This is a genomic window from Fibrella aquatica (genome assembly GCF_041321135.1).
GTDB lineage: Bacteria > Bacteroidota > Bacteroidia > Cytophagales > Spirosomataceae > Fibrella > Fibrella aquatica.
In genome coordinates, this window is record NZ_JBGGWF010000004.1 from 251842 (window position 1) to 264823 (window position 12982).

The 12982-nt window shown below is 51.9% G+C and carries 11 protein-coding genes; 6 read left to right on the forward strand and 5 right to left on the reverse strand.

Going from position 1 to position 12982, the window contains the following annotated elements; genetic code table 11:
• Positions 1-18 precede the first annotated feature (18 nt).
• Positions 19-1074: an efflux RND transporter periplasmic adaptor subunit gene (locus tag ACAW87_RS11855; RefSeq protein WP_370723608.1), complete on the forward strand. Its 1056-nt coding sequence runs from the start codon at positions 19-21 to the stop codon at positions 1072-1074.
• Between the two features lie 110 nt (positions 1075-1184).
• Positions 1185-4316 carry an efflux RND transporter permease subunit gene (locus ACAW87_RS11860; protein WP_370723609.1) on the forward strand — a complete coding sequence of 1044 codons (3132 nt, stop codon included), beginning with the start codon at positions 1185-1187 and terminating at the stop codon, positions 4314-4316.
• A 169-nt stretch (positions 4317-4485) separates the two neighbouring features.
• Here ACAW87_RS11860 and ACAW87_RS11865 read toward each other — a convergent pair whose 3' ends face one another.
• The 3 genes from ACAW87_RS11865 to ACAW87_RS11875 form a co-directional block, all read right to left on the reverse strand.
• Positions 4486-5052, reverse strand: a complete 567-nt coding sequence (locus ACAW87_RS11865; protein WP_370723610.1) for a TetR/AcrR family transcriptional regulator — start codon at positions 5050-5052, stop codon at positions 4486-4488.
• A gap of 111 nt (positions 5053-5163) precedes the next feature.
• Complete coding sequence (locus tag ACAW87_RS11870; protein ID WP_370723611.1) at positions 5164-5475, reverse strand: hypothetical protein; 312 nt, start codon at positions 5473-5475, stop codon at positions 5164-5166.
• 54 nt (positions 5476-5529) lie between these two features.
• A complete protein-coding gene (locus ACAW87_RS11875) occupies positions 5530-5880 on the reverse strand; it encodes a hypothetical protein (RefSeq protein WP_370723612.1) in 351 nt (116 codons plus the stop codon).
• 308 nt (positions 5881-6188) lie between these two features.
• Here ACAW87_RS11875 and ACAW87_RS11880 point away from each other — a divergent pair, with 308 nt between their 5' ends.
• Entirely contained in the window at positions 6189-7211 is a 1023-nt protein-coding gene (locus ACAW87_RS11880) for a LacI family DNA-binding transcriptional regulator (protein ID WP_370723613.1), read from the forward strand.
• A 13-nt stretch (positions 7212-7224) separates the two neighbouring features.
• Here ACAW87_RS11880 and ACAW87_RS11885 read toward each other — a convergent pair whose 3' ends face one another.
• Complete coding sequence (locus tag ACAW87_RS11885) at positions 7225-8103, reverse strand: AraC family transcriptional regulator (RefSeq protein WP_370723614.1); 879 nt, start codon at positions 8101-8103, stop codon at positions 7225-7227.
• A 146-nt stretch (positions 8104-8249) separates the two neighbouring features.
• Between ACAW87_RS11885 and ACAW87_RS11890 the strand changes: the two genes are divergently transcribed.
• From ACAW87_RS11890 to ACAW87_RS11900, 3 genes are all read left to right on the forward strand, one after another.
• A complete protein-coding gene (locus tag ACAW87_RS11890) occupies positions 8250-9152 on the forward strand; it encodes a dihydrodipicolinate synthase family protein (RefSeq protein WP_370723615.1) in 903 nt (300 codons plus the stop codon).
• Between the two features lie 136 nt (positions 9153-9288).
• Positions 9289-10293: a 4-hydroxyproline epimerase gene (locus ACAW87_RS11895; protein WP_370723616.1), complete on the forward strand. Its 1005-nt coding sequence runs from the start codon at positions 9289-9291 to the stop codon at positions 10291-10293.
• Between the two features lie 122 nt (positions 10294-10415).
• Positions 10416-12344 carry an ATP-binding protein gene (locus ACAW87_RS11900; RefSeq protein ID WP_370723617.1) on the forward strand — a complete coding sequence of 643 codons (1929 nt, stop codon included), beginning with the start codon at positions 10416-10418 and terminating at the stop codon, positions 12342-12344.
• 28 nt (positions 12345-12372) lie between these two features.
• Here ACAW87_RS11900 and ACAW87_RS11905 read toward each other — a convergent pair whose 3' ends face one another.
• On the reverse strand, positions 12373-12948 hold the full coding sequence (locus tag ACAW87_RS11905; RefSeq protein ID WP_370723618.1) for a hypothetical protein: 576 nt from the start codon (positions 12946-12948) through the stop codon (positions 12373-12375).
• Positions 12949-12982 lie beyond the last annotated feature (34 nt).

Consider the following 12982-nt stretch of genomic DNA (forward strand, 5'->3'; position numbering starts at 1 on the left):
ACTGACAAAAAATAAATTATGAAAAAGACAACAATCATCGTTGTGGTCGCCATTCTGGCGGTTGTTTCCCTGATCGGGTTTCGACTGGCTTCCAATAAAAAGACAATCGACGCGCAGAAGCAGCCGGTTGTAAAGGCAAACGTGGCCATTCCGGTCACCGTGGCCCCCGTAGTAGAAGGTACAGTTAGCCAGCAACTTGTGAAAACGGGTAATTTGATTCCGTTTAAAGAAGCCGACCTGATTGCCACCACAGCCGGAAAAGTAACGAAAGTCAACTTCGCGCTGGGCTCAACGGTTCGTACCGGGGCCGTGCTGGTACAAATGGATAATCGACTGAAAGAGTTATCGCTGGAAGCCACGCAGCTATCCATCGATCGGTTGAAGAAAGATGTAACGCGTTACAACACGTTACTGGCTGGAAACGCTACCACTGAGTTGCAGGTGAACGACACCAAGTACAACTATGAAAACGCGGTAAATCAGGCTGAGCAGATTAAAAAGCAGATTGCCGATGCCAACGTGAAAGCGCCCATTGGCGGTCGTATTGTGCAAAAAGCCATCGAACCCGGCGAATACATCACGGTCGGTAAAGTGCTGGGTCGGGTGCTCGACGTAGCCCGTCTGAAAGTAGAGGTGCAGGTAAACGAAAGCGACGTGTACCGCCTTCGCGAAGGCCAACCTGTTCGGGTTACGTCGGACGTGTTTGCCGGACGAACCTTCAACGGACGTATTTCGTACATCGCGCCTCAGGGTACGGTAGAACACAATTACCCGGTCGAAATTACGATCGATAACGCGGGCGGCCTGAAAGCAGGTACATTCGTGAACGTCGACTTCTCGCAGAAATCGAATCAGAAAGCGTTACAGATCCCACGCGCGGCCCTGGTCGAAAGCATCAAGAACCCTTACGTCTACGTCATCAACGGCAACGCAGTATCCCGCCGCACCATCACCGTTGGCCGCGACTTCGGCGACACCATCGAAGTCCTAAGCGGCCTCAACGCTGGCGATCAGGTAGTGACCACCGGCCAGCTAAACCTCAGCGACGGCAAACAAATTCAAATTACTAAATAAACGGTTTGTGGTTTGTCGTGTGTGGTTTGTAGTTGCTTTGCTTGCCTACAAACTGGTAAATGAGCAACGAAACCACAAACCTCAAACAACAAACCACAAACTTCCCAAAAATGTCTATATCCGAAATTGCTGTAAAGCGGCCGCTGTTGGTGATGACGATTTTTACCGTTCTGATTCTGTTCGGTTTTCTGAGTTATCAGCAATTGTCGTACAACCTGCTGCCTAAATTTGAGGCCAACGTCATCAGCGTGGCCACCGTGTACCGGGGTGCCTCGGCCGACGAGGTAGAAACCAACGTTACCAAACGCATTGAAGACGCGCTTTCGGCCTTGGAAGGGCTCGACCGCATGACGTCGACCTCGCAGGAAGGCGTTTCAAGCGTGATCATTCAGTTAAAAAACGGCGTGAACACGACGCTGGCGCAACAGGATGCCCAACGCAAGATCGAGCAGATTCTGAACCTGCTGCCCGACGCCGCCGACCGCCCGATTCTGAACAAATTCTCGACTGACGAAATACCGGTCTTGCGGATGGGGGTTACAGCCAACATGTCGCCCACGGCGCTGTATGACCTGATCAACAACAACATCAAGCCGCAGCTCTCGAACGTAACGGGGGTTGGGCAGGTGAACATCATTGGCGGTAACGAACGCGAGATTCAGGTCAATGTGAACACCGAAAAGCTACGTGGCTACGGGGTGTCGATCGGTCAGGTGTCGCAGGCCATTAACGCAGCCAATGCCAGTTATCCCGCCGGGCAGCTCGAAACGCGCGAATCGCAGTATTCGATCCGGTTCGATGCATCGGTGCAAACGGTGAATCGCCTTCGCGACCTTATTATCGCCAGCCGGGCCGATGGGTCGCGGGTGTTACTGAAAGACGTGGCCGAAGTGGTCGACGCCAGCACGAAGCCAACGGCCATTAACCACATTAACGCGCAACCGTCGATTGGTTTACAGATTCAGAAGCAGTCAGATGCTAACGCCGTATCGGTGAGTCAGCAGTCGCAGGTGAAGATCAAGCAGTTGGAGAAGCAGTATGCCAACGTTGGCCTGAAATTCAACATTGCCTCCGATCAGTCGATCTACACCCTGGCGTCGGCCGATGCAGTGGTGTTCGATATGGGTCTGGCCATTCTGATCGTATCGGTGGTGATGCTGTTGTTTTTGCACAGCTTCCGCTCGGCCATGTTCGTGCTGGTTGCTCTGCCATCGTCTATGATTCCGACGTTTGCGCTGATGTACCTGATGGGTTTCTCGCTGAACCTGATGACTCTGATGGCCCTGTCGCTGGTGGTTGGTATTCTGGTCGATGACTCGATTGTGGTGTTGGAAAACATTAACCGACACCTGGAAATGGGCAAAGACAAACGCACCGCCGCCCTCGACGGTCGAAGCGAAATCGGCTTCACCGCCCTCGCCATTACGCTGGTCGACGTGGTGGTGTTCGTGCCGCTGGCCATGACAGGCGGCCTGATCGGGAACATCTTGCGGGAGTTTGCGCTCGTGGTGGTGTTCTCGACCCTGATGAGCTTGCTCGTGTCGTTCACCCTGACGCCTTTGCTGGCCTCACGCTTCGGTAAAGTAGAAGTGCTGAATCCGAACACGCTCTGGGGTAAACTGAACCTCGGTTTCGAGCGGTTCCTGGATGGGCTGACCAACGCCTACGGCCGTATTCTGGTGTGGGTACTGGGCCACAAGCGCTACATTTTCCTGAGCGTGATAGCCATGCTGGTTGGTTCTATCTACCTCGTGCCGGCGGGTTTCATCGGTGCGGCGTTTATGCCACAAAGCGATATGGGCGAAATGAGTGTGCAGATCGAACTGTCGCCAACAGCGTCGATTTACCAGACCAACGCGGTGGCGCAACGGGCCGAACAGATCATCATGAAGCACCCCGAAGTCACCAATGTGTTCAGCAACATCGGTTACAGCAGCACCGGTCTGGGTACGTCGTCGAACAGCAACCTCGCCGATCTGAACGTGAAGCTGGTTGACAAAGAGCAGCGAAAACTCTCGACGGAAGCGTTTGGACAGATGCTGAAGAACGAAGTGGGTCAGATTCCGGGGGTGCGCGTCACGGTATCGCCCGTCGGTATTGTCGGTGCCTCACAAGCGCCCATCATGATCGCCGTGAAAGGCACCGATCTGGCTGACATTCGCAAAGCCGCCGCACTGGTGAAACAGGTAACCGAATCGGTACCCGGCACGCAGGACGTGAAGTATTCGGTGAAAGATCCCAAACCGGAAGTAACAGTCAATCTGAACCGCGAACGGATGGCGCAACTGGGCATCAGCGCGTCGGATGTGGGTATTGCGCTGCAAAATGCGTTCCGGGGAAATGACCTGTCGAAGTTCAAGCAAAACGGTAATGAGTACGACATTCTAGTGAGCCTCGACCAGTTCGACCGTACCCAGGCATCCGACGTGTCGCGTCTGACGTTCGTGAATAACCAGGGTAACACGTTCGAGCTGTCACAGTTTGCCACGGTGCAGGAACAGGTGGGCGAAAGCGTGCTGGAACGTATTGACCGGCTCTCGTCTATCACCATCAACGCGCAGGTTATTGGTCGCCCCGTGGGTACGGTAGGTGCCGATATTCAGGCCAAGATGGCGCAGGAGAAACTCCCTGAGGGCGTATCGATCCAGTATCTCGGCCAATTACAACAACAGTCCGACGCCTTTGGCAGTCTTGGATTAGCTTTAGGCATTGCCATTCTACTGGTTTATTTCATCATGGTAGCCTTGTACGAAAGCGTGATCTATCCGTTTGTGGTGCTGTTCTCAATTCCCGTCGCCTTGATCGGTGCCCTGCTGGCGCTGGCCCTGACCATGGAAAGTCTGACCGTGTTCGCTATTGTGGGCATGATTATGCTGCTGGGTCTGGTGGCAAAAAACGCGATTCTGATCGTTGACTTTACCAACCAGCTAAAAGCTGAAGGTCATGAGGTAGTCGACGCGTTGATCGAAGCGGGTAAAGAACGGCTTCGTCCCATTCTGATGACCACGCTGGCCATGATTTTCGGTATGCTGCCCATCGCGTTGGCGAGTGGGGCGAGCGCCGAAACGAAGAACGGTATGGCCTGGGTAATCATCGGCGGCCTAAGCTCGTCGCTGGTCCTGACCCTACTGGTGGTGCCCTCAACGTACCTGGTCGTCGACCGGTTAATGGCCCGATTCACGAAGAAGAAAGTGATCCCGCAAAAGCCGCAAGACCTGGAAGTAGCCAAGGCGATTAGTTAAGCATCTGGTTATTTATACATACAAAAAAGCCGATCTAAAACTAGATCGGCTTTTTTGTGGTCAATCATAAACCGGGTTTCTTTATCATTATCCTTGTAAATCGAACACGGCATGTTCGATTTACAAGGATAAAAGGACGAACGACCAGACCAGGAGATTCGTTGAAAGACTAACCGATCGTCTCGTACAGGGCTAATCCCTGTTTCGTAAGCAATCCGCGAACGAACTGATGTTTGATGATTGGCCCAGCCCCCTCGAAAGGTATATCACACTGGCTTTGCTCGAGCCATAACCAAGCCATAACCGACTCATTATCGGCTAGATCAGGCCGGTATAGGGCTCGCTCCACACCAGCCCGCAGGTTACCGACCAGAATGGTGTTGATATAATGCGTTCTGAATGTCTGGAAATAGTGCCATGCAGCGGGATAATGGCGCTCAATATCGCGCAGTAGATTGGGGTTAACAGTCTGCTTGTAGTGAATCAGCCGATCCCAAATCAGCAGGGCACCGGCAATCGGGTTAGCCGTTTGCTCTTGAATGGCACTGGCCTCATCCAGGCTGTCGTTCAGCTGATTTTCCAGCATCTGCTTCACCAGGTCTTCTTTGCTCTCAAAATACTGATAGAGCGTCTTTTTCGACATACCCAGTTGCCGGGCAATATCATCCAGCCTAACGGTTTTTACCCCCAGGTGGTTAAACAGCCTGCTGGCTTCTGTAAGGATCCGTTCTTTCATCGACGCATGAAGCAGGGCATAGCGCTTATTGAACACCACGCCCTACTTCATGTACTATAACCAGTCGTTTTTGTTTGGGACGTTCCGTTGGCTGAAGCCAGCGGAGACCAGCTACGCGAAGAAACTAGGCCGACGAAATCCGTCGGCAGGGTGCCAGCTGGCATCACGACGGCGCAGGGCCTGGGTGATGGCAATAATATCATTGCCACGCCGGGCCTGCTCTTCGGTGCTCGCCGAATTATACTGAGCCTGGTGCGAAGGAGCCCAGTTGAACAATTCCGTTTTAGCATCATAAATGCCAACGGGTGTACGCCTGTTATCGGTGACCAATTGCTTCAGGAGCAATTCAGCATCGGCATGGTTAGCAAAACCAATGTGTTGATACTGGTCTTTAAGGAGATAAACTACTGAATATCGTTTCATTGTCGTTGTTGTTAAGTGAAAGGACGTACCTGAAACAGGAGACGTCATTCGGTATTATTTTTCTTGCAAGGCGCGAAACCGGTTTATGCCAATCTGCTTCTCTGGAACAGCTTCCCGTGTTTTACTACCAATTCCCTCAGCCTGTTGACTGAGGTGAGCAACCTGCTTAGTCAGCATATCAAGCTGCCGTTGAATGCGTTGCAGTTGATGCCGACTTACCGTTGAATTGTTACCACCCGCTGAGTGCTGAAGCGGCCGAAGGCTACCACCAAACGGAGCGCCGGTACGGCTCAGGGCTTCAAACACAACCGGATTCTGGTTGACAAACTGTTCGATTCGTTGATTGAATAAAGAGCGAAGACCCGCGAAGGGAGCCTGACGCTTATAACTATGTGTTAATTCCATGTTCATTTTTCGTTAGAGGTTATTGGCTATCAGGTTGACCCTGAAGCGGCTCTACAAGAACTCCTGCCTGTGGCGAAGAACTCAACTGAAAAACGGATGGCCTCTTGAATTGGTTTAAACGTTTAAACCCCATACGTCACTTATGCGCGTTTTTCAATCTATCACAATATATACTCAATGGAATAGTACAATTAAAATGACATATTTATGAAATAACAAAGACAATTAACTCACCTTTAGCCCTATGCGAACGTTAAAACTGTTTAAACGATTAACTATATTATTGGATTTTTCTACGCTGTACCACCATGATCAAAAAGACATCGATGAAAGATATTGCCCAGGATGTAGGGGTATCGATCGCGTTGGTTTCGTATGTATTGAACGGTAAAAAAGAGAACCGGATCGGGAAAGAGGTAGCGCAAAAAATACGGGAGGCGGCAATACGATTGAACTACCAACCCAATCAGATTGCTAAAAGCCTGAAAACCAATAAGACCTTCACCATTGGGTTAATCGTCGCCGATATATCGAATCCATTTTCGTCGTCGCTGGCGCGGATTATTGAGGATGAAGCCGGGAAGTACAATTACACCGTGCTGTTCGGGAGTTCAGACGAAAATCCAGAGAAGCTGCAAAAACTCATCGACACGCTCATTAACCGGCAGGTCGACGGGCTACTCATTGCCGCTCCCGAGGGCGCCGAAGCGCAACTGGCAGCCTTGCAACAGCGCATTCCATTTGTGCTGATTGACCGTTATTTTCCGGCTCTGACAACAAGCTATGTAGCGCTGGACAACTACAAATCGATCTATTCGGGCGTGCAGCACCTGATCGATTCAGGATACCGACGAATCGGCCTCGTCACCATCCAAACCGACCTGTTTCATATGCAGGAACGTACCCGCGGTTACCTTGCCGCGTTGAGTAACAATGCCATTTCATTCGAGAAACAGTGGCTCAAGGCGATTGGACAAGCTACCTACAAAACCGATATAGCCACCTCGATCAACGATCTGCTTACTGGCCCCGAGCCCGCTGACGCGCTATTGTTTGCCACCAATGCACTGGCGTTGCACGGCCTGAAACAACTCAACGCGATGGGGATGAAGGTGCCGGATGATGTGGCCGTTTTGAGCTTCGACGAAACGGAAGCGTACGATCTCTTCTACACACCCCTGACCTGTATCCGACAGCCGCTGGAAGAAATGGGGCAACTGGCCACCAAGTTGCTGATAGAGAGTATCCAGAAAAATAACAAGGTAACACAAATCAATCTGGAAGGCGAACTGATCATGCGTGCCTCCACACAGCAACCTGTTATCGGCTAACACAGCTACTCCCCTACTCAACCGGGTGCTTATGGTAGCTTCGGATGTATGCACTGGGCGACATGCCCATCACCTCCTTGAATTGCCGGTTAAAGTTCGACAGGTTTGTATAGCCGCAGTTCGAAGCAATCTGGCTGATCGTCTGTTTTGACTCCCTTAAATGCCTACACGCGTGTTCGATCCGCACTTCGTTGAGGAGCATCGAGAATGTTTTGCGGGTGTGCTGACGAAAAAAACGGCAGAAAGCCCCGGGCGTCAGGTTGGCAATATTGGCCACATCGTCTAGCGTAATCGACGAACTGTAGTGATCGAAAATATACGTGAACACCTTCTCCAGCCGGTAATGATCTTCGGGGCGTTGGGGTTGCTCGTAAGCCGTAATCGAGAGCACCTCCCGACTGGGGTTTCCCACCAGGTAATCCAGGATTTTCAGCAGACTCAATAGCTGGTCGAACGGGCGTAGTGCGGGTAGGCCAGCCAGTAACTGTACGAGCGGATGCCCTTGGTTGCTTCGGAACCGAACCCCGTGCTGCGCTTCGCGAAGCAACTGCTCTACGTGGCGCGTTTCTGCCAAACTGAAAATAGTCGACTCGAGTTGTTCGGCCCGGAACAGCACCGAGACCGCTGTGGAACGGAGCATTGAACCCGCCTCAAAATACGCAGGATCGCTACGAAGAACGTGCGGCAGATTTGTTCCCAGCAACAGAATATCGTATTCGGTGAACCGATCGATGCGGTCGCCCACAATGAGCGTCCCTTCACCGCGCTGAATGAGCGTTAACTGAATTTCGGGGTGAAAGTGCAGATGACCATAAAAATGCGGCAGATCGTCCTGTTCAATACGAAATGAGCGATCGTCGACAGACGGTATCTTGAACAACAGAGGCTTCATCAGTATATTATTTGCACGTATCGCCAGATTCGGGTTCCAATATAGTGAAAATAGTATCATTATCGACTAATTAGAACGAACGCCTCGGATTAGCTACTGCTTACTTTTGATCTATCGTTTCATCTTTATACCTATCTGGTTCTACCATGCCTGTTTCTGTTCAATGGGAAGGCGTCTATCCCGCCCTGCTAACCCCATTCACGGCCGACGATCAGCTTGATCTTCCGCTTTTCGAGAAAAATCTGCACGCTCAACTTAGCGCCGGTGTGCACGGATTTATCATTGGCGGCTCATTGGGTGAAGCCAGCACGTTGCTCAACAACGAGAAAATCGAGTTGCTCCAGTCGGCACTGGCCGTTTGTCAGGGCAACGTACCTGTATTGGTCAACATAGCCGAGCAGGGTACTAAACAGGCCATTGCCCGCGCCCATGAAGCCGAAGCCAACGGAGCCGACGGTCTGATGGTATTACCCCCCATGCGCTACCCCGCCGACGCCCGCGAAACGGTTACGTTTTTCAAGGCCGTAGCCGAGGAAACGTCGTTGCCGATCATGATCTACAACAATCCGTACGATTACAAGATCATGACCACGGTAGCTATGTTCGAGGAACTGGCCACCCTGCCCAATATTCAGGCGGTGAAAGAATCGACCCGCGATTTGACCAACATTACCCGGATGCGCAACGCGTTTGGCGACCGCTTTAAACTAATGGGCGGCGTTGACACGCTGGCGCTGGAAGCCATTCTTCTCGGCTGCGACGGTTGGGTTGGTGGCCTGGTCGATGCGTTTCCGGCAGAAACGATCGCCATTTATAATCTGGCCAAAGCTGGCCAAGTTGCTGAAGCGCTGGAAATATATCGTTGGTTCATGCCCCTGCTTGAACTGGACATTCACCCCAAACTGGTGCAATACATCAAACTAGCCGCCCAGGCAACGGGTATCGGTTCTGAATACGTACGGGCACCCCGGCTAACCCTGGTTGGCGCCGAACGGGAACAAGTGCTTGCCGTCATCGAAACAGCCCTGGCTAAACGACCAACTTTATAAAGACAGTTTGACGTTTGATGTTTAGGGTTTGACGTTGCGTTGCTACCCCAAACCGACCCGTCGGACCGCCCTAAAAGGGCTTACTCGGCAGGCAGTGCAACGGCAAACACTAAACATCAAACTCTAAACTACTCCTATGGCTGAATACCACTTCTTCTGTATCGATGCTCACACCTGCGGGAACCCTGTTCGTGTGGTGACGGGCGGCAGCATTCCGTTCTTGCAGGGCGAAAACATGAGCGAGAAAAGGCAGCACTTCCTGCGCGAATACGACTGGATTCGCACAGGATTGATGTTTGAGCCGCGCGGTCACGACATGATGTCGGGCAGTATTCTGTACCCGCCTACCGACCCGGCCAACGACGCGGGTGTGCTGTTTATCGAAACATCGGGTTGCCTGCCTATGTGCGGACACGGTACCATTGGCACGGTTACAGTAGCCATTGAGCAGAACCTGATACGGCCCAAAACACCGGGCGTTCTGAATCTGGAAGTACCCGCCGGGCTGGTTCGGGCCGAATACGTGCAGGAAGGTAGCAAGGTAACATCAGTGAAAATTACCAACATCAAATCATACCTCGCCGCCGAGAAACTCACCGTCGACTGTCCCGACCTGGGTACGTTGACCGTGGATGTAGCGTATGGCGGTAACTTTTACGCCATTGTTGATGTACAACCCAATTTTCCGGGTCTGGAACACTACAAAGCCGAGCAACTGATTGCCTGGGCGCGGGTGATGCGGCAGCGAATGAACGAACAGTACACGTTTGTACATCCCGAAAACCCAACCATCAACGGACTGAGCCACATTTTGTGGACAGGTAAACCACTAAAAGAAACGTCAACGGCCCGAAATGCGGTTTTCTATGGCGACAAAGCCATTGACCGGTCACCCTGCGGCACGGGTACGTCGGCGCGGCTGGCGCAATGGCATGCCAAAGGCTGGCTTAAGCAAGGCGAAACGTTTGTGCATGAAAGCATTATCGGCTCTATTTTCAACGGGCGTGTCGAGACAGAAACGGATTTGGCTGGCAAACCCGCCATTATCCCCAGCATAGAAGGATGGGCCCGGATTCATGGCTATAATCACCTCATTCTGAACGACGACGATCCGTACGTGCACGGATTTCAGGTTTTGTAGGCAGTGCAGCCCTATAGCCTTTCTTGTGTCTCAAAGGCTTGTAAAGTCCATGTTCTTCGACGACTTAAGTATTGGTAGGGTACCGATGAATCATTTACTTTTGTGGATACCCTGCCGTATTTATGCCCAAGTTTAGTTTGACGTTAGGCCTTAGCCTATATGGATTTGGGCTGATTGTGTTAACGCTGCTGGACGTATTCTCTGCTTCACCGTCAGTAAACCCAGATGGTTTTGGATACCGCCTGACGGATTCATTTACACAGACATCGCTTAACAACCGCGTACTGTTTACGCCGACATTTCGGCTGGTGCCGGGCGAATCGGTGACCAGTTTGACCGGTCGTATCCGGAAAACGTTCACCCTCAACAGGAACGTACATGCCGTTGCTTATGGGCACGCGTCTGTCGCCCCCGAAGGCTGGGTCTACTTTAGGCTCACCAACGCAACCAAAACGACGAAGGAGGTCGTGCTGTCGATGCCACAACACCGATGCGCGCGGGCAACGCTGTTTCTGGAACGGGCCGGGCCACGATTGGTCGGGCCAATCATGGCCAACCAGCTCGACTCAATCGCCACACTGATGAGGAGTACTCCCCTGGCCGATCGGTTTTTTCTCAGTTATCGGTATGCCTTCCCCATCACGCTTCCGCCGGGTCAGCTAACGGGCGTATTGCTCCGAACAAATGCTTACATAGACTATCATGAGTTCGATCTGAAACTAAGCGATCGGCGGGTTTTTCTGGAGGAGGCGATCGGAGACATCATTCGGGAGTGGATGGTCATCTTTACCTGCCTCATTATCGGGATTATCTCGCTGGTCATCGGCTTCACTACGCCCAGCCCACTCATGAGCACGTTTGGCCTCATGATGCTCACGGTCATGCTACAGATCGCCTTTTTCTACGGTTACCTTGGTCCGTTGCCTTATCCCAAATCGACCTCATTCACCAGCAACACGATCGCAACAAACACCAGGCTATTGTTAGTCATCGCTGCTCAACTGTTTATCTATCAGGCCATCAAGCCCGCCATTCGGGAGCTTCGCTGGTACAAACCAGTTATGTGGACCCTGATCGGAGTTTGCAGTGTCTGTATCTTACTGCACCTCCTGCCGCCCCATTTCCACGCCTACTTCAATCTGCCCGTCAACCGCATCATGAACAGTGTGAGCCTTGTCAATCTGATCTGGATTGGCTATTTCAGCCTGGTAGCCTACCGGCGGGCGGGCATTGTGTATATCGGTCTGTTTTTCTTAATGCTCATTGGCGATGTGGTGGTGAAGCAATTGAGTGAGCTGATTCAGGGAAACGAAATAGCACTGCTGAAGTATCCGGCTCAACACCCGCTGCTACTGATTGCCATGCTCACGTACCTGATCGCCTCGCAGTTTCGGCGCGAACTGGTGACCAAACAACGCCTGCAAAAACAGGTTTCTACCACCCAACAGAACATGGATACCCTGCGGCGGGAAGAAATTGATCGCATTGGCCGCGACCTGCACGATCAGGTCGGCAACACGCTGGCCTCGGCGTTGGGTTATATTACGAATGATCGGGCCGATGCTGAAAAGCCGCAGGAACTCATCCGCGATGCCATTACAGAACTGCGTTTTCTGAGCCACAACCTCGTAAAAGACGATAACCGCCCCCTGACCGAAAAGATGGAAACGCTGGTGAACCGATTCAACGACTTCTCGCCCGTGCAATTCATTTTTCAGGATTATACCGAAAAAATGGCCAACGCGCTTCCTCCGCTTCAGCAGCAAAGTATATACAGCATTTTACAGGAACTGCTTACCAATACGGTCCGACATTCGGGTGCCAGCGTGGCGTATGTGCAGTTTTTTTGCGACGAGCAAACCATTGAGGTGGCTGTGGAAGATGATGGCGTTGGCTTTGACCTGACCACCGCCCAAAACACCGGTATTGGCATGCAAAACATGTTTAAACGAGCTGCCCTAGCCCAAATCAGGCTCCGTTTCGATCCGGTGCCTTCAGGCACAAGCGTTTTCCTGAGCATCCCCCGCGACCCGCAACTCGCCAATACCTGACGGGCACCAGCAGCATAGACCAACAAAATCACAAGCCGGCCCCCGCCAGTAAACCGAATATCACCCCAACGCTAATTTCTGCTGCGCTATGCCGTTCCAACACCAGCCGGGATAAGGCTACCAACACCGAAAAAACACCCATCAGAAAGCCCAAAGGCACATCCAGGGTGTATAAAGCAACAGCCAGAAAAAAATTGATCGACGTGTGTAATGATATTTTCAGGAAAAAGTTAGCGGCATAGGAGCCAGCCAGCATCAGGAAAAAACAAATGGCGCCACGGTTAAACGGCTCGTACTGATTTGTGGCAAAAAGGAACAGGGTAAAAAAGCCCGTTAGCAGAAGCAGAACAGGATAAAATCCGGTACGCTGTGTTTGGTTGGATACGTCAAAATTGGTGTAGTGCCCTCGTTGAACGTTTCGATAGCTTCGCCACGCAATGGGCAAAATGACCCCACCAACAAGTGCTGCCGACATGATCGCTGCTTTTTCAAGCGGCAGATACCGAAAAGCCAGACTGGTAAAGATCAGGGGAAGAACGACAAGAGGATGACCAATGACGGATACCGCTTTGGCGATCCAGCGCACGAAAGGACCAACTACCATAGGCGTTCATTTTGGGTGGCCAATGCAAGGCAAA

Bases quoted from the DNA above. Each gene is read 5' to 3' on its own strand.
- ACAW87_RS11855 (WP_370723608.1), top strand. From the start codon at position 19: ATGAAAAAGACAACAATCATCGTTGTGGTCGCCATTCTGGCGGTTGTT.
- ACAW87_RS11860 (WP_370723609.1), top strand. From the start codon at position 1,185: ATGTCTATATCCGAAATTGCTGTAAAGCGGCCGCTGTTGGTGATGACG.
- ACAW87_RS11865 (WP_370723610.1), bottom strand. From the start codon at position 5,052: ATGAAAGAACGGATCCTTACAGAAGCCAGCAGGCTGTTTAACCACCTG.
- ACAW87_RS11870 (WP_370723611.1), bottom strand. From the start codon at position 5,475: ATGAAACGATATTCAGTAGTTTATCTCCTTAAAGACCAGTATCAACAC.
- ACAW87_RS11875 (WP_370723612.1), bottom strand. From the start codon at position 5,880: ATGGAATTAACACATAGTTATAAGCGTCAGGCTCCCTTCGCGGGTCTT.
- ACAW87_RS11880 (WP_370723613.1), top strand. From the start codon at position 6,189: ATGATCAAAAAGACATCGATGAAAGATATTGCCCAGGATGTAGGGGTA.
- ACAW87_RS11885 (WP_370723614.1), bottom strand. From the start codon at position 8,103: ATGAAGCCTCTGTTGTTCAAGATACCGTCTGTCGACGATCGCTCATTT.
- ACAW87_RS11890 (WP_370723615.1), top strand. From the start codon at position 8,250: ATGCCTGTTTCTGTTCAATGGGAAGGCGTCTATCCCGCCCTGCTAACC.
- ACAW87_RS11895 (WP_370723616.1), top strand. From the start codon at position 9,289: ATGGCTGAATACCACTTCTTCTGTATCGATGCTCACACCTGCGGGAAC.
- ACAW87_RS11900 (WP_370723617.1), top strand. From the start codon at position 10,416: ATGCCCAAGTTTAGTTTGACGTTAGGCCTTAGCCTATATGGATTTGGG.
- ACAW87_RS11905 (WP_370723618.1), bottom strand. From the start codon at position 12,948: ATGGTAGTTGGTCCTTTCGTGCGCTGGATCGCCAAAGCGGTATCCGTC.